The sequence below is a fragment of the Shewanella zhuhaiensis genome (genome assembly GCF_022484835.1).
GTDB classification, from domain to species: domain Bacteria; phylum Pseudomonadota; class Gammaproteobacteria; order Enterobacterales; family Shewanellaceae; genus Shewanella; species Shewanella khirikhana.
The window spans coordinates 1-23745 of record NZ_JAKUDL010000003.1 but is presented as its reverse complement, the minus strand read 5'-3'; the positions used below and the strand labels follow the sequence as shown (position 1 = coordinate 23745).

Here is a 23745-nt window from a genome sequence, read left to right as displayed (position 1 = left end):
CTTGTTGGGGCGACCTTGGCCGCCCCTGGCTTTATCAGGCAGCTGTTACCTTGGCAACGGCACGTTCAAAACGGGCCAGACCTTCGGCAATATCGGCTTCCGGGATCACCAGTGAAGGAGTGAAGCGCACCACGTTGGCACCAGCCATCAGGCTCAGCAGGCCTTCGGCCACGGCGGCATTGAGGAAGTCGCGGCTACGACCGGCATACTGCTCGTTGAGCACGGCGCCCAGCAGCAGGCCCTTGCCACGCACTTCAGAAAAGACGTGATATTTTTCGTTGATCCGGGCCAGACCGTCACGGAAGAGTTGCTCGCGATGCTTAACACCATCCAGCACTTCAGCGTTGTTCACCACATCCATCACAGCGTTACCGATGGCACAGGCCAGTGGGTTACCGCCGTAGGTAGAACCGTGGGTGCCCACTTTCAGGTGAGCGGCAATCTTGGCCGTGGTCAGCATGGCCGCGATGGGGAAACCACCGCCAAGTGCCTTGGCTGATGTCAGGATATCAGGCACGATTTCGGTGCCCATGTAAGCATAAAGCTCACCGGTACGGCCGATGCCAGTCTGCACTTCATCGAAGATAACCAGGGCATTGTGCTTGTCAGCCAGACGGCGAACGGCACGCAGGAATTCAGGGTCGCCGTTGATGATGCCACCTTCGCCCTGCAGCGGCTCAAGCATGATGGCACAGGTGTTGTCAGACACAGCAGCTTCCAGCGCGGCGATGTCGTTGAAAGGCAGGTGGGTGATGGCCGCAGGCTTAGGACCAAAACCATCGGAGTAGGCAGCCTGACCACCAACAGAAACAGTAAAGAAGGTACGGCCGTGGAAGGCCTTGTCGAAGGCAATCACTTCAACCTTGTGCTCACCGAAGTTTTCGATGGCATAGCGACGGGCCAGTTTCAGGGCCGCTTCGTTGGCCTCGGCGCCTGAGTTGGCAAAATACACACGTTCGGCAAAGGTAGACTCAACCAGCTTGGTGGCCAGCGCCAGTGCGGGCTCGTTGGTCATGGTGTTGGACAGGTGCCACAGTTTCTCGCCTTGCTCTTTCAGGGCTGAAACCAGCGCAGGATGACAGTGACCCAGACAGTTCACGGCAATACCGCCGGCAAAGTCGATGTACTCGTTACCTTGCTGATCCCAGACACGGCTTCCTTCGCCACGCACGGGAATTACCGCGGCAGGCGCATAGTTAGGCACCATTACTTCATCAAACTGGGCACGTGTCAGATTCATGTTGTCAGTCATTCCTGTTCATCCTTTGTGTGTTAAGCAACCCTGAGGGTTACCGGTTTGCCGCTGCTTATCTTTTTTAGTCACTGGGGTTGCAGCATCTGCTTGTGTCGGCTGGATGTCATTATTAGCCAAAATGTGATCAAAATACCAGTTTTTCACAATCAGCCCCCACAAACGCCCGTGTGTCGCTGCATAAAGATTTGCCGACAGACAGTAGAAAAGCAAATAGCAGCGGAAATACTGGCATATTTAGTCAGAAAAAAACTTATCTACGTGCATTTTTTGAGACTATGCAGCAAATATGCATAACTAGACATTTCAGCTAGCCTTGATGACGACGAATAAAGTCGACAATGATCCCCCTGCCCTCCACCGCTTCCGGCAGCAGCTCAAACAGCGGAAACACATGGGGCATGTTGGCGATAAAGCGGCTTTCCACTGCATTGCCGGCCGCTGCCAGCCGCATCGACATGCGTTCGGCATCTTCCAGCAGCAGCTCTCGGGTGCCAGCCAGCAGCAACACAGGCGGCAGTCCGTGCAGCTCGCCATGCAGCGGACTGACCTCGGGTAACATGGGGTTGGTGCCCTGCAGATAGGCGCCCCTTAGCCTGAGCAGCGACTCCGGGGTAAAGAAAGGATCATCCGCCGCCAAAAGTCGCTCACTGTCGCCTGTAATGGCCAAATCCAGCGCCGGACTCAGCAGCACGCAGCTTTGTGGCAGCCTAAGACCTGAGTCCCGCGCCTTGAGCAGTAATGCCATGGCCAGATTGCCACCGGCGCTGTCGCCCATCATTACAAAGGGGCCTGACCAGGCATCGAGAAAGGCGCGAAATCCTTCCAGCACATCCTCAAACGGGGCCGGAAACGGATGCTCGGGCGCGAGACGATAGTCCGGCACAAACGCATCTGCATTGAGCTCAGTGCAAAGGGAGGCGATGTAACGTGCATGGGCATGGGGCGTTTTCAAACAAAAGCCGCCGCCGCGCACATAAAAGATAGCCAGTTCAGACTGCCCGGGTTCGGCAACGCCCGGCAATGGGCTCGACTCGCCAGCGCCTGTCTGCATCCGATAGTGCAGAAGCTTGCTGTGGGTCAGCGGCAGCTCTTTGGTAGTCAGCGGCTCAGGCCAGGGCAGATAGCGGCAATCCAGCGACAACAGCCGCAGTCGGATGTCCGGCAGCGACATGCGAACGCCACGGGCGTTCATGCTGGGTCTGGCAATGTAGGACAGAATGCTGTTGAGAACCTTGGCCTGCCAACTCGCCATTGGGCGCTTCCTTAAAAGAGGTCTATCTTGCGGTAGTTTTGCGCCTTGAGGCGAATGATTTCCTGTTCGGACAAGCCGTAGTAGCGGTACATCAACCGCGCCTCCTGGGGCTCCAGCTGCTTGGTTTCTTCCAGCGTCATCACCTGGGCAAAACAGGCGGCCTTGGCCAGGATTTGTGCGTCTACCGGCAACTCGGCGATGGTCAGGGTCTCATCGAGCGCCTTTAAGTTTTGCACCATCTCATGGTTGTCGAACTTAAGCCGCGCCGGGACAGCCCAGGCCAGGGTGGCCGAATGCTCAAGCACCTGCTCCAGCACCCGCTCGGCGGGAAACTCGGTGGCCATCACGGCGTCGTAGAGCTCTTTATCGCGGCTGGCACTGGCTTCACGCAGCCAGTTACCCCAGTTCTTCTCATACACGGCGGCGGCAGTGCCCAGCACCATGGTGATACCAAACTGTTCAAGCATGGCGCTGATAAAGGCGAGGGTTTCGTTGCGCTCGTGCAATTTGGCCAGCGCCTTGGCCGCGGTGGCGCACACCAGCGAGTATTGCCACAGCTTGCGGTTGGTCCACAGCAAACAGGAGTGCCCCGCCGGCAGCCAGTTCCGCATGCTGTAGTAAGGCGCCAACTGACGCAGATTCTCAACGCCAATAAAGTTAAGCACCAGCTTGATGTCGGTTACCCGCACATCGGCACGCTGGGGATGCCGCTGACGAAACGCCGTGCTGTTGACCACGTTGGTCAGATCCCGCGACAGCCAGCCAATACCGTTCATCAGCAGGCGGACCCGCCCCATGTCCGGGCTGGATTTACACAGCTGTTCAAACAGGGCCAATTGGGTTTCGGTCAGGTTGGAGCGTTGGATGAGCCGGTCCATGTCCGACAGAGTCAGCGCTATTTCATCCATGATGGTATCGGTCAGCTGCGCAGAAACTGCATCAAAGACTTCGCGGGCTTTTTGCTGGCGCTCGATACGTTCAAATACGGCGGCACGCTCGATGTCCAGCTTGAAGGCAATGGACTCGAGATCCTGATCCAAATCATCCAGCAGTCTGGAGGCTTTCTGTTTACCAACAATGAGTTGTCGGTATAAACGACGCTCAATTTCCAACACACTGCCGGGCTTCACACCGCCCACTGCGCTGATCACCAACTTATCTTGCTCCCACGGAGTTAATCACGGATACCGTATCCTTCATTTTTAGCACAATTCGCCCTGAATGCGGGACTGATATTTGTCCAACTGACTGACAAACTATCAGTTTTTGACAGTAAAACAGGGCCATCTGGCCCTGTTGTTAACGACCGGCTACCCGGTTACTTGAGTTCGGATTCAAACAGCTTATAAATCCGGCGGTATTCGTCGAGCCAGCTTGAAGGCTCACGGAAGCCATGGGGCTCAACCGGATAGATGGCGGTTTCGAACATGGGCTTTTCAAGCTCGATCAACCGCTGCACCAAACGCACGCTGTCCTGGAAGAACACGTTGTCGTCCAGCACCCCACTCATAATAAGCAGCGGCTTGTTCAAGCCTTCGGCATGGTAAATCGGCGAGCTGCGCTCAAAGGCGATGGCGTCCACATCCGGGGTATTGAGGATGTTGGAGGTGTAAGGCGCATTGTAGTGGGCCCAGTCGGTCACAGGTCGCAGTGCAGCACCTGCCTGGAACAGCTCAGGTTCGCGGAACAGCGCCATAAAGGTGAGGAAGCCACCGTAGGAGCCGCCGTAGGTGCCCACACGCTCGCCATCGACATTGGCGTTGTTCACCATCCAGGCCACGCCGTCTTTTAGATCTTCCACTTCAGGGTGGCCCATCTGACGGTAAATGGCGGTGCGCCAGTCACGGCCATAGCCCTTGGAGCCACGGTAATCCATATCCATCACCACGTAGCCTTGCTGGGCCAACAGGTTGTGGAACATGAATTCGCGGAAGTAACCGGAGAAACCAAAGTGGGCGTTTTGCAGGTAGCCGGCACCGTGGTTGAAGATGACCGCAGGATACTTATCGGCCTTGGACGCATCATAACCCTCGGGCAGATACACCCGCGCATAAACCACACCGGCGCCATGGTTTGAGGGCACGGCCACCACGTTTGGCGCCTGCCAGGCGTAGTTTTTGAAAGCATCTGAAGTGTAGTGAGTCAGGCGGGTAAGCTTGCCGCCAATCTCCTGCACGTACAGCTCATCCGGCTGAATACGACTGGAGGCCGTCAGCAGCAGCTTGCTCTCATCGGGGCTTAAGCTGTAATCCAGGGTACCTTCCCACCAGGTGAGCTGCTCATCGCTGCCATCGGCCACAGACACACGGTATACATTGTAGATCCCGGGGTGGTCTTTGTTAGCCTTGTAGTAAATGAAGTTACCGTCTTTGCTCAGGGTCACGTCACTGACCACAAAGCGGCCCTTGGTCAGCGCCTTATGCGCCTGGCCGGGAGCCTTGATATACAGCTGCGAATAGCCGGACTCTTCCGACAGGAAGTAGAAGCGGCCATCGTTGAGCCAGCCAAACTGGTTGTAGTCGTAGTTTACCCAGGCATCGTCATGGAGGCGGTGCTCGGTGCTGAGCTTGCCTGAGTCGAGGTTAACCGAGGCAATCCAGCGGTCTTTGTTGTCCACGGCTTCCAGCATCACGAGCAGCTTGCCATCATCGCTCCACTGAATGGCGCTCTGGCTCCAGCCCCAGTCCTGCATCAGTTGCAGCTTACGGGCGGCCTTTTCGCTGCTATATTCTTCACCGCGGGCCTTGGCGTTTTCGGCTTTCACCGACGCCAGCACATCCTCATCAAAGCCGGTCAGGCCTTCGATGCTGATATCGTGTTTTTGACGCTCTTCAAGATCAATCAGCACCAGGCGCTGGCCTGGGGGGTTATCTTCGGCCACCCTGGCACGGGCAGGCACGGCATCCACATATCCGTCTTTACCCAGGTAATTGGGCATGATGTCGTGCTCACTGCGGCCCTGATAGCTCTTGTCCTGCAGTGCCAGCAGCAGATAGCGGCCATCGGCCGACAGCGACAGCTCGGTCACCAGCTCAGCGTCACCCAGATACCAGGGCTCAGCGCTCATTGTGGTGTCGGCTTTGCCAAGATCAGCCTTGTAGCTTTCACGGGCCTTGGCTTTATCGTGCTGGGCGGCAACGTACTGGATTAGACGGGCCTGCTCTTTGGCAAGATAGGTGTCGGGTTCGGTCACGCCCTTGGGCGCCTTGCTCATGCGCACATCGGCAATCTGCTCTACCAGACCATTGCTGTGAAGGCGGAATACCGCGTTGCCCTGCCAGAAGGCGATGTCGCCGTTGTTTAGGAAACGCGCGCCATCCACCGGCGTATTGGTGCGGGTCAGCTGGGTGATGTCACCTGTTTGCAGCTGTTTTACAAACAGATTGCCCTGATACACGTAAACCTTGCGCTTGCCTTCGGCATCCACAACACCACTGCGCTGAGAGGCCTGATGCAGCTCAGCCAAACCAAGCTCTCTGGCCGCGCCATTCAGCGGCTGCACATAATAGTTTTTCACCGCAGCGGCGCTTGGCATGCGTTCGAAATAGACGCTGCTGCCATCATCGCTCCAGTAAGCGTTGCGGGCAAAAACTCCCATCCAATCAGGATTGGCCATGATTTGTTTCATGGTCAGCTTTTCTCCGGCGGTCACCGGCATGGCAAGCACTGGCTGGACTGACTGGGTTTGATTGACTTCTGCGGGGGCGGCCGATGGCTGCTCGGTGGCACTGCAGCCCACCAAAATGGCAAGCGCCAGGGCACTTACGGCAAAGTGTCTGGTAATTGGGTTCATCATGCTTCCTTTGTTGTTATATGGGCGGGGCTTTATGGGAGGTGCCTCGTCTCGTAGTGGTGCCTGTTATACCATATTTGCCAACGGAACGACGAAAACCGCCGCCATCAAGGCCGCTAAAACTTGTAACAGAACGTCAAACGAAGGAAGGATCAGCGGGGCTGTTTAAGGAAGTTGTCCAGCAGTTCATGGCCCTGGGCGGTCAGAATGGACTCGGGATGAAACTGAACGCCGTACAGCGGCAGGGTTTGGTGGCTGATGGCCATGATCTCACGGCCGTGCACAGGATCATCGAACCAGGCATCGAGAACAAACTCGCTGGGCACAGACTCAACCAGCAACGAGTGATAGCGGGTCACCCTGAGCGGGTTATCAAGCCCACGGAACAGCCGCAGCTGATTGTGGTCGATGTCGCTGGTTTTACCGTGCATCACCCGCCCGGCGCGGATCACTTTAGCGCCAAACACCTGCGCCATCGCCTGATGACCAAGACACACCCCGAGAATTGGCAATTTACCGGCAAAGTGCTCGATGGCCGCCAGGGAAATACCGGCATCGTCCGGGGTGCAGGGACCTGGTGAAATCACCAGATGGTCGGGAGCCAAGGCCTCGATTTGGGCCAGATTAATGTCATCGTGACGGCGCACCACGACCTCCTGACCCAGCTGCTGAAAGTACTGCACCAGGTTGAAGGTAAAGGAGTCGTAGTTGTCGATCATCAGCAACATGGTTGCGATTACCCGTCCGATTTTGCGCTTGGTTTGATTGGCGGCGAATGCTAGCACAGTGCCACGTTTGGATCATCCAATGCGGTAAATTATGTCTATTATTAACAAACAACAACGACAACAGAACAGCAGCATACCTATGGGAAATTGGGCAGCCTGGCTAGTGCGTGCCGCCACCCTTGGCATTCAGTATTGCCAGAGCAAAACAGACGAACGCAAACTGATCCAGACCAACATTGGCGTCTACATCGCCATGCTGACCATACTGATCTTCGATACCGCCTTTTTAATCCATGGAAATCAGGGCCTTATTTACTCAGGCTTGGTACAAACACCATTTTTGATGCTGCTGCCCAGCGTGCTGTTGCTGAATCTGCGTGGCCTCAGGTTCGAAGCCACCCTGTGGCTGTTCGTGTTGGTGATGCTGGATGCCTTTACCGCGCTGGTGCTGGCTCAGGGTGTCACCATAGGTTTACACTATTACTTCCTGCTGTTCGCTATCCTGCCGGCGTCGTTTCTCGACTCGCGCCAGTGGCTCACCACCGCCGTACTGTTTCTGATCAATATGATGCTGTTTGCCTACTTCCAGAGCTTTGGCTGGCAGGCGCATCCGGCGATTGCCGAAGTACCCGAGGCAATACTGGGCCATTTACAGGTGCTGATGATTGGCTCCTGTGTCGCCACTGTGTTGCTACTTATCCTTATCAGCGAGTTCTACTCGTCGGAAAACGAGCGCAATCTGCAACACCTTGCCGATACCGACACCCTCACAGGCCTGCCAAACCGACGGGCCTTTATGCATCGTCTGGAACAGGTTATCCAGGAACACAGCCCCTTTTGTTTGATGATAGTGGATGTAGACCACTTTAAGCGTATTAACGACAGTGCAGGTCACCTGGCCGGTGACAAGGCTCTGCGCTTTTTGGCAAACGAGCTGAGAATGCACATCCGTGCCAACGACTTTATCGGTCGTATCGGCGGCGAGGAATTTGCCATAGTGCAGTTCAGCCCCTCCCCCAGCGATAACATTAACCGGGCCGAGCGCCTGTGCCGTGATATTGCCGCCACCGGTATCGAGATAGGCGCTGAAAGGCTGAAACTGACCATCAGCATAGGGGTGTGCCTGGTCACGCCGCCGGCCAAATTGGTGAATGTACTGACCCTGGCGGACGCAGCGCTTTATGAAGCCAAAAGCAATGGCCGCAATAGAATTGAGGTCACGGAAAGCCTTGGCGGCTTTTAGCCGGTGTTAATCACCGCATTACCCGGCCCAAACAAAAAACCAGCCCGGAGGCTGGTTTTGCTGTGAACAGGCTATAACTTGCTTAGATTTCGGCTCGCGGCTTACTTAACCACAGTAAGGTGAGCGCGACGCTTGGCAGCCTCGTCCTTTCCCTTGGCAGGCTTTGCAGTTTCATCTGCCGCCTTGGGAGCCTCAACTGAAGGCTCGGATTCCACCACACTGAACAGCTCTTCTTCAGAGTCATCGAGCAGGTAAGCATCTTCGGCATCGAATACGGTACCGGCGCCATTCTCGCGAGCATAGATAGCCACAATAGAAGCCATGGGCAGCACCACCTGATGGGGGACACCGCCGAAGCGGGCATTGAACATCACGGCATCGTTGCCAAGTTCAAGGTTGCCCACTGCGCCTGTGGCTATGTTCAGCACAATCTGACCATCCCGCACATACTGCTGAGGTACTTCAGTACCGGGCACCATTGCATCCACCACCACATGGGGGGTGAGCTGGTTGTCCATGAGCCAATCGTAATAGGCTCGCAGCAGGTAAGGACGACTGGGAGTCAGCGGCTTCATTACATACCCATGCGCATTTCGCGCTCGGCTTCAGTCAAAGAGGCCTTGAATGACTCACGCTCGAAAATGCGGGTCATGTAGGCTTTGATGTCTTTGGCAACGCCGGTATCCAGGTGGATGCCGAGGGCAGGCAGACGCCACAGCAAGGGGCCGAGGTAGCAGTCAGCCAAACCAAATTCTTCGTTCATGAAGTAAGGCATTTCGCCAAACAGGGCAGAAATGGCAATCAGACCTTCACGCAGCTCTTTACGGGCGGCATCGGCACGGTCACCTTTCTTGATGCGATCAACCAGGGTGTACCAGTCGGTGTCGATGCGGTGCATCATCAGACGGCTCTGGCCACGGGAAACTGGGTATACAGGCATCAGTGGCGGATGCGGGAAGCGCTCGTCCAGATATTCCATGATGATGCGTGATTCATACAGCACCAGTTCACGGTCAACCAGAGTGGGCACTGAATTGTAAGGGTTCAGTTCCAGCAGATCCTCTGGCATGTCATTGGGATCGACCTGTAAAACATCAACGGTCACGCCTTTTTCAGCCAGTACAATACGTACCTGATGGCTGTAGAGATCGTCGGCGCCGGAAAACAGAGTCATGATAGAGCGTTTGTTGGCAGCAAGAGCCATTGATACCCTCCAGAATCGAAACAAATAAAATAAACGAGGGGCTAATGCCCCCCGTTTCAATACGCGGATAGAGTATTTTACCCGCTATTGGCTATCAGTGTACATCCTTCCAGTATTCTTTCTTCAGGAGGAAGGCCACGATAAAGAAGATAAACAGGAAGCCAAGCACCCAAACACCCAGCGCTTCGCGCTCGAGTTTGACGGGTTCGGCTGAGTATACCAGGAAGCCAGTGATGTCACGGGCAGCTTGATCATACTCTTCAGCATTCATCGAGCCACCTACAGCTGGATTCACACCTTTCACCTTAGTAACTTCTTTGCCATCAACAACTTCGGTTTCAATAACTGGAGTTGCGATGCCCTGCAGTCCTTCGAGAACATGCGGCATACCCACGGATGGGAATACAGTGTTGTTCACGCCGAAAGGACGGCTTGGGTCTTTGTAGAAACCCTTGAGATAAGAGTAAACCCAGTCTTCACCGCGTACACGGGCAACCAGGGTCAGATCCGGTGGTGCAGCACCAAACCACTTGGCCGCATCTTTCTCAGGGATGGCGTTTTCCATCAGCTCACCAACTTTCGCGCCGGTGAGGACGTACTTGCTGCGCATCTCGTCGATAGACACACCCAGATCAGTCGCTACACGCTCGTAACGCTGGTACTGAGTGCTGTGACAGCCGGAGCAGTAGTGTTGGAACAGATCCAGACCACGAACCAGAGACTCTTTATCGTTCAGATCGATATTGGCCTTTTCCAGGTGCACGTTGTGGCCGCCAGCGGCGAAGCCAAGAGTCGGCACCAGAGCAACCAAAGCAATGAGTAACTTTTTCATTATTTAGTCAACCTCGCTGGAACTGGCTTGGTTTTCTCGTTCTTGCTGTACACCCACAGAGCGACGAAGAAGCCGAAGTAGGTGATGGTGAACACCTGAGCGGCAATAGTCAGCGCAGGGCTTGCAGGAACGGCACCGAGGTAACCCAGAACAATGAAGGACACTGAGAACTGGGCAATGTTCAGCTTGTGAATGAAGCTTCTGTAGCGAACAGACTTCACCTTACAACGGTCCAGCCATGGCAGCAGGAACAGCACGGCGATGGACAGACCCATCATGATCACGCCGCCCAGCTTGTGTGGAACCGCACGCAGAATCGCGTAGAAAGGAGTGAAGTACCAAACAGGTGCAATGTGCTCTGGGGTCTTCATTGGGTTAGCAGCCTCGAAGTTTGGCTTCTCGAGGAAGTAACCACCGCCCTCAGGCATAAAGAACAGCACGTAGCAGAACAGGATCAGGAAGCCCGCCACACCTACAATGTCTTTCACAGTGTAGTAAGGGTGGAATGGGATACCGTCAACCGGCCAGCCGTTTTCGTCTTTGTTCTTCTTGATTTCGATACCGTCTGGGTTGTTTGAACCCACTTCGTGCAGGGCGATCAGGTGCAGGAACACCAGAACAACCAGTACCAGCGGCAGTGCAATCACGTGCAGGGCGAAGAAGCGGTTCAGGGTTGCGCCCGATACCACGTAGTCACCACGGATCCACAGCGTCAGGTCATCACCGATAACAGGGATGGCACCGAACAGAGAGATAATTACCTGAGCACCCCAGTATGACATCTGACCCCATGGCAGCAGGTAGCCCATGAAGGCTTCGGCCATCAACACGAGGAAGATCAGCATACCAAACAGCCACAGCAGCTCACGTGGCTTCTGATATGAACCGTAGATCAGACCACGGAACATGTGCAGATAAATCACCACGAAGAAGGCCGAGGCCCCGGTGGAGTGCATATAACGCAGCAACCAACCATACTCCACATCACGCATGATGTATTCGATGGAAGCAAAGGCGCCTTCTGCGGTAGGTACGTAGTTCATGGTCAGCCAGATACCGGTGAGGATCTGGTTTACCAGCACCAACAGGGCCAGAGAACCGAAGAAGTACCAGAAGTTGAAGTTCTTGGGAGTCGCATACTGACCCACGTGACGGTTATAGGTGGCCGTCATTGGGATACGTGCGTCGATCCAATCGATAATGTTCTTAACCATTATGCAGTCTCCCCGTCGACACCAATGATCACATTCACATCATCAAGATACTTGTGAGGAGGGATCACCAGGTTCAGTGGCGCAGGAACGCCCTGGAATACGCGGCCGGCCATGTCAAACTTGGAGCCGTGGCAAGGACAGAAGAAGCCAGAGCTCACGCCTTCAACCTGCTCGCCAAATGAATCTGGCAGATAGGTAGGAGAACAGCCCAGGTGAGTACAGATACCAACAGCGATAAAGTACTCAGGCTTAATAGAACGTACGCCGTTTTGGGCATACACGGGTTGCTGTAGTTCATCAGACGCAGGGTCGCGCAATTGACCATCGAGCTCAGGAAGCTGCTTAAGCACTTCCTCGGTGCGGCGTACAACCCAAACGGGCTTACCGCGCCACTCTACACGGATCAACTGGCCTGGTTCCAGCTTACTGATATTAACTTCTACCGGCGCACCTGCAGCTTTCGCCTTGGCGCTCGGATTCCATGACTTGATAAAAGGAACCGCTACAGCGACGGCACCAGCACCGCCAACTACAGCGGTTGCGGCTGTCAGGAATCTGCGACGTCCGGTATCGACTGGCGCATTGCTCATCCACATATCTCCCAGCGGGGGTTGGAATTTTTTGTTTTTCAAAATCTTACCGTGAAGCCGTGAAGCTCTGGGTAAAATCAAAGTTTGAGGCGGGGCTCATTATAGCCAAAAAGTGGAGGCAGATCATAGTCAAAACACACAACTAAGTTGGGGAGATAGTGTTTTTTTCAACAGGGCAATCGACGCCGATGGTGCAATTTGCCATTCCTGCCCGGCAAAACCTATGTAGATTGAAATCACGACAAATCTAAATTAGCGATTTAAAAGTATTTTTCCATAAAAAAAGCCCAACCGAATTGGTTGGGCTTTAATCTGCGACAAGCCGATTATTTTGGCTTGGCTTCCTTCATATAACGGAAGAATTCGCTGTCAGGCTCCAGCACCATCACGTTGCCACTGCCGGCAAAGCTGGCACGGTAAGCATCCAGGCTACGCATAAAGGCATAGAACTCAGGATCCTTCTTGTAGGCATCGGCGTAGATCTTGGCGGCAACCGCATCCCCTTCACCGCGCAGCACCTGGGCATTACGCTGGGCATTGGAGAGACGAACCACTACGTTGGCATCGGCGGTCGCACGAATTTTTTCGGCTTCCTCGCGACCCTTGGCGCGGTGTTCTTTGGCCACAGCCTGACGCTCGGCACGCATACGCTGGAAAATCGATGAGCTGACGTTGGTTGGCAGGTTGATCTGCTTCACCCGTACGTCCACGACTTCGATACCCAAGTCTTCAGCACTCTTGCGGACATTTTCCAGCGCCTTGCGCTGCAATTCATCACGGCCACTGTTTTCTTTGTCCAGGGTTTCACCCTCACGGACACCGGAAACAATTTCCTTGATGGTACGCTGACCGAACTCGGTACGCAGGTCACTGTTAATTTTACGCTGCAGCAGGGCTTCGGCATTGGACTTGATACCACCGTTGGTAGACAGGTAGTACTTTTCAAAGTCATGGATGCGCCACTTCACGTAAGAATCCACCATCAGGTCTTTCTTTTCTGAAGTTACGAAGCGGTCAGCTGCGCCGTCCAGGGTTTGCACCCGAGCGTCGAGATTACGCACAGTGTCGATGAAAGGCATTTTAAAGTGCAGGCCTGGGCCAAACACCTTGGTGCGCTCCACACCGTCCACGTTTTCTTTCACGATGGCGTTAAAGCGCGACACGATGGCCCGCTCGCCTTCATTCACCACCATCAGTGATGAACTCAGCACCGCAACAACCACGACCAGGATAACCAGTAATAAACGACTCATTTCTTATTCCCTCCCCTGGCGAACACGATCTTCACGGGACGGACGGCCACTTACCGGCAGGCCAGTAGAGCGGCTGGAAGCGCTTGAGTCCACATGGTTTTGGGAAGACACTCCTGAATCATCGTTGTTGCTTGCGCCAACAGCCGGACTCATCAGCTTATCCAACGGCAGGTACATCAGATTGCCGTTGTTTTTGGCATCGATAAGCACCTTGTTGTTGCCGGAAAGTACCTCTTCCATTGCCTCGATATACAGGCGCTGACGGGTTACTTCCGGGGCAGCCTTGTACTCAGGCAGCATCTTGTCAAAGCGCGCCACGGCACCCTGAGCCTGCTGAACCACCTGCGCCTTGTAGGCACGGGCGTCTTCGGCAATACGCTGTTCCTGACCACGGGCGCGAGGTTCAACTTCACGCTGATAGGCTTCGGCTTCACGGATATAACGCTGTTCGTCTTCCTGTGCTGCAATGGCGTCATCGAAGGCGTCTTTCACTTCTTCCGGCGGACGGGCCGGCAGGAAGTTCACGTCAACTATGGTCAAGCCCAGCTTGTAAGGCTCGATAATACGCTCAAGCTCAGCCCAGGTATCGGTACGGATTTTGTCACGGCCAGTGGTGAGGATGTCGTCCATGCGTGAGTGACCCACCACGTAGCGCAGGGCGCTGTCGGTCGCTTCACGCAACGAAGAATTGGCATCCACGGCACTGAACAGATACTGGTAAGCGTCAGTCACCTTGTACTGCACTGCCAGCTCAACCTGTACCACGTTTTCATCGGAAGTCAGAATGCTGCCAGCGGCAGGAATGGTGCGGAAGGCCTCCACGTCCACCGGGAAGACTTCATCGATAAAGGTGGCTTTCCAGCGCAGGCCGGGGCCAACTTCACCTATGTATTCACCAAAGCGCAAGTGAACGCCACGCTCTGCTGTCTTGATGGTATAAAACCCAGACAGGAACCACACAGCAGCGCCCAGCGCAAGGACAATACCCAGGCCGCCGAAACCGACGCCATTACCCTTGCCACCAAAGCGTTTGGAAATATTACGAAAGACTTCGTCCAGATCCGGTGGCCCCTTATCGTTGCCACCCTTGTTTCCCCAAGGGTCCTGACCCTTGTTACCGGGCTCGTTCCAAGCCATTTAATACTCCATAAGTGGATGATATTAATAGTTAACAAACTACCCTATCAGTCGCTGTATCGACAATAAAGGTTTCCAACTCACCTTGACTCTGTTTAGCAAGCCTGCGCCAATCGGCATCAGACATACGAACAGACAAGATACAGTTCCCCAGATCGTCATACTCTTTCTGCTGTATCGCATCCAGTCGGTAAAACTGGCCAAGATAATGCCCGGCCGTGGCCGGAATTTTCAGGGTCAGCTCGGCAATCACATTGCCCACCAACTCCTGAATTGCCTGCCGCAGTAAATCCAATCCCTGATCCTGCTGCGCAGTTAACCAGACCCGGAATGGCTTTCCGGTGTCATCCCGATCAATGGCCGGTTGCAAGCCTTCGACCAGGTCGATTTTGTTGCACACGATGAGTTGAGGGATCTCATCGGCATCGATTTCCTTCAGAACCGCCTGCACCTGCTCAATGTTGTCACGCATCTTTTCATCTGCGCAATCAATCACGTGAAGCAAGAGGTCGGCTTCACGGGTTTCCTGCAGTGTCGCCTTAAATGCGGCAACCAGATCGTGTGGAAGGTGACGGATAAATCCCACGGTATCGGCAAGAATGGCGGCGCCATCGGGCAAGTCCAACTTGCGAAGGGTAGGATCCAGAGTCGCGAACAGCTGATCGGCGGCGTACACCTCTGAGCTGGTCAGCGTATTGAACAGGGTCGACTTTCCTGCGTTGGTATATCCCACCAGGGATACCGCCGGCATGTCGCTGCGTTGACGCGCCCGACGACTCTGCTCACGCTGTTTGTCTACCTTCTCCAGACGACGGTTAATCGTCTTGATCCGGCCGCGCAGCAGGCGACGGTCGGTTTCCAACTGGGTCTCACCGGGACCGCGAAGGCCGATACCGCCCTTCTGACGTTCCAGGTGAGTCCAGCCCCGCACCAGGCGAGTCGACATGTGGCGCAATTGCGCTAGCTCCACTTGCAACTTACCTTCGTGTGTCCGGGCACGCTGGGCGAAAATATCCAGGATCAGGGTCGTCCGGTCGAGTACACGACAATGGCACACCTGTTCCAGGTTTCGCTCCTGAGCCGGACTCAGGGCATGGTTGAATATCACCACATTGGCATCGGTCGCGGCCACCATGGCGGCCAGCTCCTCTGCCTTACCGGAGCCCACAAAAAACTTGCGATCCGGCGCTCGGCGGCTTCCTGTGATTACACCAACGGCGCGGGCGCCCGCCGATTCCACCAATAACTGCAATTCGGCGAGATCTTCCCGACTGCCTTCGTCGGTAAAATCGATATGGACAAGAACCGCAGTTTCTCCCGCCTCATAACGATCAAACAAGAAGCAAACCTCTCAAATTCAGACAGCAGCGATTACTGTTCGCTGGCACTGTCGTCCTGCTGGGCATTGTAGTTGCTGCCGCCACCCTGGTGGTTACCCACGTTGAATGGACGGGAAGGCACTACGGTAGAGATGGCGTGCTTGTAAACCATCTGGCTCACTGTGTTCTTCAGCAGGATCACGAACTGGTCGAAAGACTCAACCTGACCCTGAAGCTTGATGCCGTTAACCAAATAGATTGAAACAGGAACACGCTCACGGCGCAGTGCGTTCAAAAATGGGTCTTGTAAAGATTGCCCCTTAGCCATTTGTTATTTCCTTTTTAAATTATAAAAATCCAACGCAAACGTTTTCTGTTTGAATTGAGTAGTATACAGCAAATGCAGATTCTCTACCGGGATTGCTGTACAAGTTTCTCCAAATTCCCTTCGTCGCCGCTAATCAGCCATTGCAAATCAGGCCATCCCCGCAACCATGTTAATTGACGCTTGGCCAATTGCCTAGTGGCGGCAACAGCTTTTTCGACCATAGTATCATGGTCATACTGCCCCTCCAGGTACTGCCATACCTGTCGGTAGCCCACGCAGCGCATCGAGGGTAACTCAAGGTGCAGGTCGCCCCTGTCCTTAAGCCCAGCCACTTCGTCGATAAAGCCCTGCTCAAGCATGGCTTCAAACCGCTGCCCGATAAGCTGGTGCAGGGTTTTGCGCTCCTTGGGTGCAATAGCAAATTGCACCATCCGGTACGGCAAGGACTCAGCTTTGGTTTGAGTGAGCTCAGTCAATGTCTTACCGGTGATCCGATAGACCTCAATCGCCCGCGACAGGCGCTGGGGATCGTTGGGATGAATACGCTCGGCGGCCACAGGGTCAATCTGCTTCAACTCATCATGAAGCGCCTGCCAGCCTTTGGCTTCCACATCCGCAGCGATCCCGGCTCTGACGGCATCATCGGCACTGGGCAGTGGCGAGAGACCATCTAGCAAGGTCTTGAAATACATCATGGTTCCCCCCACCAACAGCGGGGTCTTGCCTCGGGAAAGAATGTCTTCGATTTCCCTTACGGCATCGGCACGGAAATCCGCAGCCGAGTAGCTCTCCAGCGGATCGAGAATATCAATCAGCCGGTGAGGTCCACGGGCCAGTTCAGCGGCCGTGGGTTTGGCGGTACCTATGTCCATACCGCGATAAATCAGCGCCGAATCAACTGAGATGATTTCGCAGTTGTGGTGCTCGGCCAGCTCCAGTGCCAAAGCGGTCTTACCCGAAGCGGTTGGCCCCATCAAAAACAGCACCTTGGGCAGGTCTGTTCGATCAGTGTTTGTGTTCATCAAGCCATGTCTGCCAGGGCAGTTCCCCGGCACTCTCTAAAATGCGTTGCTGTGCGTCAGTATCCAGTGCCTGCAAGCGCTGCCACAGCCTGGGCGCCGCCTCAAAACCGCTGACCTGCGCAGCCAGCCAATGTGCCAGCGCTTCGTCGGCCGGAGCTTCGTGCTGTATCCAGGCAAGCAGCTCAGGAATAAGCCGCGCCAGCTGACTGTCCCTCAGATATGGGGGCACTTTTTTGATTATCAACTGCTGATAGCGAATTGCCAGTTCAAGCCCCATTTTCCTGAGTAAGGCATCGCGACTTTGCAATATATCGGCCCAGTCTGCATCGGCCTGCACCGACACCGGCATCAGCAGCGGCTGACCAATCAGCCCTGTTGGCAACCTGCAAATAAGCTCTTGCTGCAGTAGCTCTTTTGCCACTCTGGTAAGAGAAAGCAGTTTGAGACTGGCGCCTTCACACAGGACCCAATACTGACCATCGAGCAGTGGCGGCATCGATGGCACGCTCAGCTGCTGTCCAGCAGCATTGGCTGCCATGCCGCTGGCCGTAACCGATGCGCTCGCAGCTGCGCCAGTAGGCGTAGATAACAGCTCGCCGTAATGCTGCGCCGCAAGTTGCCTGTCCCGGCTACTTTTGTCACCAAAGCCCGGCTGAGCAAAGTTATCCCGCACATAACGGCTGCCCTGGCCTGAACTGGTGCCAAAGCCTCCGCGCTCGGACGCTGCCTGCCCAAATCCAGCCGAAGCCGGAGCGGTGCCGCGCAGGTTGTGGCTGCCAACACCTGAGTGCTGCATGCCGCCACCCAGCGCAAAGGCTTCGACGTCTTCGGCGCTCTCAGTGCGATAGCCTGGGTGGGACTCAGCCACGGCCCTTGCTGGCTCCGGTTCGTTATCCCTATGCTGCGCGCTGCCAAAGTCATCCTTTAAAACATTCGCTGTCAGCGGCAAGTCGCGCATCTGACTCAAAGCCGATTGCAGTACCTGCAAAATAAAATCATGAACATAGCGGGCCTGATGGAAGCGGACCTCGTGCTTTGCCGGGTGCACATTCACATCCACCTGATGGGGATCCACATCGAGCCGCAACACAAACCCGCCCTGCTCCAGCGCACCGCATTCGGCAAACGCCTGACGCACCGCATGATTCACCAGACGGTCACGCACCAGGCGTCCGTTCACATAGAAATAGTGACAATCGACTGTGTCGTTCAGCGCGGGAGACTGCAGATATCCGCCAAGATGCATCCCATCATGACGACAATCTACCTTGATTGCTGTATCAGCAAAGGCACGTCCGGCAACCTGCCCCAGCCGCTGCAGATACTGAGCTTCGGTGGAAGCCGCGCGGAACTGGCGCACGGGTTTGCCGTTGTGAGTCAGGGAAAAATGCACGTCAGAGCGTACCAGAGCTATCCGCTTAAGCCACTCATCAATATGGGTGAATTCGGTTTTGTCGCTCTTTAAAAAACGCCTGCGGGCCGGGGTGTTAAAGAAGAGGTCGGCCACTTCAATGGTGGTGCCCACCGGATGGGCGGCAGGCATGACCTTAAGGGCGACTTCCGAGCCCTCGGCATACGCCTGCCAGGCTTCGGCCTGCTCGGCGGTGCGAGAGGTTAAGGTAAGACGGGAGACTGAGCTGATACTCGCCAGCGCTTCGCCGCGAAAACCAAAACTCAGAATGGCTTCCAGGTCTTCCAGAGTTTGCACCTTGGAGGTGGCATGACGGGCCAGCGCCAATGCCAGCTCATCCTTGGGGATTCCACCACCATTATCGCGAATGCGGATAAGCTTGCTGCCGCCTTTGTCAATATCGATATCGACCCGGGTAGCACCGGCGTCCAGACTGTTTTCCACCAGCTCTTTGATGACAGAGGCTGGTCGCTCCACCACCTCGCCGGCTGCAATCTGGTTTGCCAACTGGGGTGGCAATACCTGAATTGCCATAAAAATCCTTGTTTAACCTTTGGGAATAACCAACTGCTGGCCAATACGCAGGGTATCGGACTTAAGGTTATTGGCCTGACGCAGTGCAGTCACAGACACCCCATACTGGGCCGCAATCACCGACAGCGACTCGCCGCGGTTTACCTTGTGCTTGCTGCTGCCGCTGCGTTTTGCCAGCAATGAATCACTGGGGGCATTGGCCTCAAAATAGCGCAGCACACCGGCATGAATGGCACGGGCCAACTTGTCCTGATGGGCGGAATTCTTCAGCAGCGACTCTTCTTTTGGATTGGAGATAAAGCCGGTTTCTACCAGAATCGATGGGATGTCAGGCGACTTGAGCACCGCCAGACTCGCCGACTCAGGGCGGCTCTTGTGCAGTTCAGTAACCTTGCCCAGGTCCTTGAGGATATCGCTGGCGATACTGTGGCTGATGGCCATGGAGCGGTCCATCGACATATCCAACAGCGTCATTGCCAGGTACTGCTCGTTATCGGCGTTCTGGATGATTTCCCCGGCGCCGCCGAGCAGCTCAGAGTGTTTTTCTTTCTGTTCAAGCCAGCGACCGATTTCACTGTTGGCCCTGCGCATCGACAGCACCCACACCGACGCCCCTTTGGGGTTTGGTGAGGTAAAGGCATCGGCGTGAATAGATACCAGCAGATCGGCTCTGTGCTTACGGGCCAGATCCGAGCGTTTATTCAGATTGACGAAGTAGTCACCGGTGCGGGTCATCACGGCTTTCATGCCCGGGGTAGCATCGATTTTCTTTTGTACCCGCTTGGCAATTTCCAGCGCGACTTTTTTCTCGTACAAACCCGATGGGCCGATGGAGCCGGGGTCGTCACCACCGTGACCGGCATCGATGGCCACTATGATATCCCGTGCCGATTCAGTAGGCGCCACTATGGTACGGGCATCATTGGTTTTCTCTTCCAAATCAACTACAAGGCGATTACCGTAGGGGTCGGTTGGCGGCAGAGAAAACAGATTGGCGTTCACAGGGCGATTCAAGTCAATCACTAGCCGCAGCACACCCTTTTTGGGTGGTTTACTGAGGCGAACCCGTTTAACCAGCTTGGAGTTGTTGGCGATTTTATCGAACGCCAGCTTGGTCTGGGTGTCATCCAGATCCACCACCAGACGGTCGGGGGCAACCAGTGTCGATTGGGTGTAAGAAGGCTTGGCAGTGAGATCAAACACTACCCGGGTCGATTCCGGCGCCGCCCAAATCCTGACGCCTTCGAGTTTATTGGCCGCCAGCCCTTCAACCGAAAACAACAGGAAAAAAATAAAAAGGAGTCTGTTTATTGTTCTATTCATTCAGCAAGTTGTTCAATGACTGCCCTGCCAGCCTCGGAACCGGCATGGATATTAAGCTCACGCCCGGCACCGGAATAGGCCAGGTGCAAATGCAGATCGGCTTCGGGCAATAGCCCCTGACCCCGGTCAGGCCACTCTACTATACACAGGCTGGTGTCGGAAAAGTAATCTCTGATCCCCATAAACTCCAGCTCTTCCGGATCGGCAAGGCGATAGAGGTCGAAATGATATACTTCGACGCCAGGAAGCTCATAAGGTTCCACGAGAGTGTAAGTTGGACTTTTTACCGCCCCTTTGTGTCCCAAAGACTGGATAAGACCGCGGCTTAATGTGGTTTTGCCGGCGCCCAATTCACCAGTGAGATAAAGAGTTAACGGGGGACGAATACGCTGGGCTAGCTTTTGACCGATTTCTACGGTTTGGGCGTCATTTTCGAGAAATATCTTAACGTCTGTCATCTCGGCTCTTCGATAAAAAGCAACGGCGCCGGCACCGCTTGCCGGCACAGGCTTATCAATGTTGCCTAGATTAAATCACTATTGACCAATTGGCGAATAAAAGGCATCAGGTCGCTGGCCAGCATTCCCCGCTCACCGGCCTCGGCAGCCAAGTCGGCCGCTTCACCATGGATAACCACCCCGGCTACGGTTGCCGTCATGGTGTCTAGCCCCTGTGCCATCAGGGCGGCAATTATACCAGATAAAACATCGCCACACCCACCACTGGCGAGGCCAGGATTCCCCACAGGGGCCACCACCAGGTTGGTGCCATCGAAGATAAGGGTGCCAGCCCCCTTCAGCAGCACCACGCCACCAAAGGTTTCCTGTAAGCGGCGGATGGCATTGAAACGGTCGGCTTCCACTTCCGCCGTGGACAGCCCCAATAATCGCGAGGCCTCGCCCGGATGGGGCGTCAGCACCCGATTTATCTGGCGGCAAGGCTCCTTGGCAAGCAGATTCAGCGCATCGGCATCCAGTACACAGGGCTTGTCTGACAGGCCTACGGCTTTATAGAGGTTATAACCCCAATCATCCTTGCCAAGCCCAGGGCCCAGCACCAGCACATCGGCCCAGCCAAGACGCAGATACACTTCCATATCCACCAGCTCACAGCCCCAGAACATCAGCTCGGGCCGATTGGCGTTAACCGTGAGTTGATGTTCGGGGCGACTGATAACCGTCACCAGCCCAGCGCCGGAGCGCAGGCAAGCTTCACCGGCAAGGCGCACAGCCCCGGCCATGCCGTAGTTGCCTCCCATGATGGTTACCTTTCCGGATTTGCCTTTGTGGCTGTCCCGGGCGCGGCGCCCCAGCAAATCGGTCAGAAAGCTTGCATCCACCCGCTGGCACGCAGGCTCGGTTTCAGCAAGGATTTCCCCAAGCCCAACAGAGGCATACAACACCTTGCCGGCAAAATGGCGGGCGCGGGAGGTAAATAGCCCCTGCTTGAGGCCGCCGAAGCAGAGGGTGACATCCGCTTCAATCGCCATCGGATTCACATTGCCGGTATCGGCATTAACACCTGAGGGTACATCCAAACTGAGTACCCAGGCGTTTTGGGCGTTAATCGCCTCAATGCATTGATTCAATGGCTCACTGAGTTCCCCGGCCACACCGGTGCCAAGCAAGCCATCGACAATCACTTCGGCGCCTTCGAGCGCGGCTTCGCTGAAGGCTTCAGTGGTGCCTCCGGCGGCGACAAATGCCTGCAACGCCTCGGCGTGTTCAGCCGTTTTACCTTCGCCAAACAGCAGTACCCGCGGTCGGTTGCCCTTGGCAAGCAAAAGCCTGGAGAGCACCAGCGCATCGGCGCCGTTGTTGCCCTTGCCCACCAACACCACAGTTTGGCAGTGCGCACTTTCCAAAGATTCGAGGGTGGCCATGGCGGCGCTGCCAGCTTGCTCCACCAGTTCGTAGAGCGAACAAAGCCCGCGCTTAACGGCTTCCTGCTCGGCCGCTTTAACCTGGGCGGCGCTGTACAGCGATTGCGGCAAAGAAATGGGTAAGGCGCTCATGCCATGACTCCGTTCGATAACGATTAAATATCAAATTCTTGAATTCAACTGGCGACAGCGTGGATAGCTTTATACACTTAAAGTTGAGCCCCAACGGGCGCCTTAAGCTATTTTTCGGAGCACAAGTATGACTGGCACAAGGACGATGCTGCTCACCTTGTTGATCTTGGTACTGTCGGTACTCTTGATCAGCCTGCCCCTGTCTTCAAATATTCTGATCCAGGCTCTGCTGCTGCTGTGCGTTTTGCTGGTCGCCGTAGGCCTGTACAAAGCCATCACGCTTCCCCTGCAGGATAAAGATAACGACAAATCCTGAAGGCGCACTTATGCCAAAAATAGCAGCCGCAACCCTTACCGAACCTTGATGCAGGTCATGTAATTCGCAATTAACTAAACTAATCGGTGGCTTTTGAAGAGGCACAAAAAAACCGGCAACGAGTGCCGGTTTTTGTTTAGCCTTGCAAGGAGATCAGATGTCATCCATGCGGATGGTGCTGTGAACCAGGCGTTGCTGCTGGATTTTCTCTACCCGCACCAGGTCGGCGAGAGCACTGCGGATCTCTTCGGTTTGTGACGTTTCCACAGTTTTTTCCAGCAAACCAATCAAACGGTTTTCCAGGTCCAGGTGCAGGCTGAGCACATCATCTTCCTGCATATTGGCCGGTAACATTGTGCTCTGACAGCGCTTGATAAAATCTTCAAAAATCAGATCTTTGTACCATGTGTCCAATAGTCTGGACGGTGCATCATCCACATAGTCTTCCAGCGTCTGTGCCACATGTTTTTGCTGCTGTTGAAAGTATTCCAGCATCAGCTTAACCCTGGAAGAATCAGCCTGAGCATGCAGCCTGCCGTACAGCTGCGCCATCTCCAGGCGGCATGTTGCCAAGTACTCCAGAAGTTCACGCAATTGTTGGATACGCATAGGACTGCCTCCTTCTTATGTGACCGGCGAGCGGTCAAAAATCAACTTTGTCTGGAGGCATTATGGAAGCTATTCCAACTGGATTATTTGAAATGCATCATAATTCAGCAATTGCGAAATTCAGTCGGGGTGGGCTTTTGACGGTTTTTTGCAGAGGATCACCCTCTTCGTAGACTCTGTGGTGAGCTTCACATCAATGGACAAGGATAAGCCAACGAAAGCACGACGAATAAAGCGTCAGTGAAAATCAATAACTATGGGTGTTGATTTGAACAAAAGGGAGGGAGGGAGAGATTGGAGCGACATATCGGGTTCGAACCGATGACCTATACCTTGGCAAGGTATCGCTCTACCAACTGAGCTAATGT

Annotated in this window: 22 protein-coding genes; 2 read left to right on the top strand and 20 right to left on the bottom strand. The window is 54.9% G+C overall.

Annotation, left to right across the window (positions count from 1 at the left end; genetic code table 11):
• Nucleotides 1-34: 34 nt before the first annotated feature.
• From MJ923_RS09685 to MJ923_RS09665, 5 genes are all read right to left on the bottom strand, one after another.
• Nucleotides 35-1252, bottom strand: coding sequence for an aspartate aminotransferase family protein (locus MJ923_RS09685; protein WP_126168201.1), 1218 nt, complete (start codon nt 1250-1252; stop codon nt 35-37).
• Between the two features lie 310 nt (nt 1253-1562).
• Nucleotides 1563-2507 carry an alpha/beta hydrolase gene (locus MJ923_RS09680; protein ID WP_240590905.1) on the bottom strand — a complete coding sequence of 315 codons (945 nt, stop codon included), beginning with the start codon at nt 2505-2507 and terminating at the stop codon, nt 1563-1565.
• An 11-nt stretch (nt 2508-2518) separates the two neighbouring features.
• Entirely contained in the window at nt 2519-3661 is a 1143-nt protein-coding gene (locus MJ923_RS09675) for an HDOD domain-containing protein (RefSeq protein ID WP_240590904.1), read from the bottom strand.
• A 164-nt stretch (nt 3662-3825) separates the two neighbouring features.
• Nucleotides 3826-6300, bottom strand: a complete 2475-nt coding sequence (locus MJ923_RS09670) for a S9 family peptidase (protein ID WP_240590903.1) — start codon at nt 6298-6300, stop codon at nt 3826-3828.
• Between the two features lie 152 nt (nt 6301-6452).
• On the bottom strand, nt 6453-7028 hold the full coding sequence (locus tag MJ923_RS09665) for an anthranilate synthase component II (RefSeq protein WP_240591264.1): 576 nt from the start codon (nt 7026-7028) through the stop codon (nt 6453-6455).
• Between the two features lie 139 nt (nt 7029-7167).
• Here MJ923_RS09665 and MJ923_RS09660 point away from each other — a divergent pair, with 139 nt between their 5' ends.
• On the top strand, nt 7168-8271 hold the full coding sequence (locus tag MJ923_RS09660; protein WP_240590902.1) for a GGDEF domain-containing protein: 1104 nt from the start codon (nt 7168-7170) through the stop codon (nt 8269-8271).
• Nucleotides 8272-8372: 101 nt separating this feature from the next.
• Here MJ923_RS09660 and MJ923_RS09655 read toward each other — a convergent pair whose 3' ends face one another.
• The 14 genes from MJ923_RS09655 to MJ923_RS09590 form a co-directional block, all read right to left on the bottom strand.
• Complete coding sequence (locus MJ923_RS09655) at nt 8373-8846, bottom strand: ClpXP protease specificity-enhancing factor (protein WP_126168206.1); 474 nt, start codon at nt 8844-8846, stop codon at nt 8373-8375.
• The gene (sspA, locus tag MJ923_RS09650) at nt 8846-9475 is read right to left on the bottom strand and encodes a stringent starvation protein SspA (protein WP_126168207.1); all 630 of its coding nucleotides are present in this window, start codon (nt 9473-9475) and stop codon (nt 8846-8848) included. Before sspA ends, MJ923_RS09655 begins: the two co-directional genes overlap by 1 nt.
• A 94-nt stretch (nt 9476-9569) precedes the next feature.
• A complete protein-coding gene (locus tag MJ923_RS09645) occupies nt 9570-10307 on the bottom strand; it encodes a cytochrome c1 (RefSeq protein ID WP_126168208.1) in 738 nt (245 codons plus the stop codon).
• Nucleotides 10307-11521 (bottom strand): cytochrome b, encoded by a 1215-nt coding sequence (locus MJ923_RS09640; RefSeq protein ID WP_126168209.1) that lies wholly within the window; start codon nt 11519-11521, stop codon nt 10307-10309. The genes MJ923_RS09645 and MJ923_RS09640 overlap by 1 nt, the downstream gene beginning before the upstream one ends.
• A complete protein-coding gene (gene petA / locus MJ923_RS09635) occupies nt 11521-12111 on the bottom strand; it encodes a ubiquinol-cytochrome c reductase iron-sulfur subunit (protein WP_126168210.1) in 591 nt (196 codons plus the stop codon). Before petA ends, MJ923_RS09640 begins: the two co-directional genes overlap by 1 nt.
• 326 nt (nt 12112-12437) lie before the next feature.
• On the bottom strand, nt 12438-13364 hold the full coding sequence (gene hflC, locus MJ923_RS09630; protein WP_240590901.1) for a protease modulator HflC: 927 nt from the start codon (nt 13362-13364) through the stop codon (nt 12438-12440).
• Between the two features lie 3 nt (nt 13365-13367).
• On the bottom strand, nt 13368-14501 hold the full coding sequence (hflK, locus tag MJ923_RS09625) for an FtsH protease activity modulator HflK (protein ID WP_240590900.1): 1134 nt from the start codon (nt 14499-14501) through the stop codon (nt 13368-13370).
• Between the two features lie 31 nt (nt 14502-14532).
• Nucleotides 14533-15840 (bottom strand): ribosome rescue GTPase HflX, encoded by a 1308-nt coding sequence (gene hflX / locus MJ923_RS09620; protein WP_126168213.1) that lies wholly within the window; start codon nt 15838-15840, stop codon nt 14533-14535.
• A gap of 32 nt (nt 15841-15872) precedes the next feature.
• Entirely contained in the window at nt 15873-16148 is a 276-nt protein-coding gene (hfq, locus tag MJ923_RS09615) for an RNA chaperone Hfq (RefSeq protein ID WP_126168214.1), read from the bottom strand.
• Between the two features lie 83 nt (nt 16149-16231).
• Nucleotides 16232-17170, bottom strand: coding sequence for a tRNA (adenosine(37)-N6)-dimethylallyltransferase MiaA (gene miaA / locus MJ923_RS09610; protein ID WP_126168215.1), 939 nt, complete (start codon nt 17168-17170; stop codon nt 16232-16234).
• Nucleotides 17154-19115 (bottom strand): DNA mismatch repair endonuclease MutL, encoded by a 1962-nt coding sequence (gene mutL, locus MJ923_RS09605; protein WP_240590899.1) that lies wholly within the window; start codon nt 19113-19115, stop codon nt 17154-17156. The genes miaA and mutL overlap by 17 nt, the downstream gene beginning before the upstream one ends.
• Before the next feature lie 12 nt (nt 19116-19127).
• Nucleotides 19128-20438 carry an N-acetylmuramoyl-L-alanine amidase gene (locus MJ923_RS09600; protein ID WP_240590898.1) on the bottom strand — a complete coding sequence of 437 codons (1311 nt, stop codon included), beginning with the start codon at nt 20436-20438 and terminating at the stop codon, nt 19128-19130.
• Nucleotides 20435-20896, bottom strand: a complete 462-nt coding sequence (tsaE, locus tag MJ923_RS09595) for a tRNA (adenosine(37)-N6)-threonylcarbamoyltransferase complex ATPase subunit type 1 TsaE (protein ID WP_240590897.1) — start codon at nt 20894-20896, stop codon at nt 20435-20437. The genes MJ923_RS09600 and tsaE overlap by 4 nt, the downstream gene beginning before the upstream one ends.
• A 65-nt stretch (nt 20897-20961) precedes the next feature.
• Nucleotides 20962-22452, bottom strand: coding sequence for an NAD(P)H-hydrate dehydratase (locus MJ923_RS09590; protein ID WP_240590896.1), 1491 nt, complete (start codon nt 22450-22452; stop codon nt 20962-20964).
• A 145-nt stretch (nt 22453-22597) separates the two neighbouring features.
• Between MJ923_RS09590 and MJ923_RS09585 the strand changes: the two genes are divergently transcribed.
• Nucleotides 22598-22768: a hypothetical protein gene (locus tag MJ923_RS09585; protein ID WP_164551219.1), complete on the top strand. Its 171-nt coding sequence runs from the start codon at nt 22598-22600 to the stop codon at nt 22766-22768.
• A 153-nt stretch (nt 22769-22921) separates the two neighbouring features.
• Here the strand turns inward: MJ923_RS09585 and MJ923_RS09580 are convergent, their stop codons facing one another.
• Entirely contained in the window at nt 22922-23377 is a 456-nt protein-coding gene (locus MJ923_RS09580) for a hypothetical protein (protein WP_126168220.1), read from the bottom strand.
• Nucleotides 23378-23745: the final 368 nt, after the last annotated feature.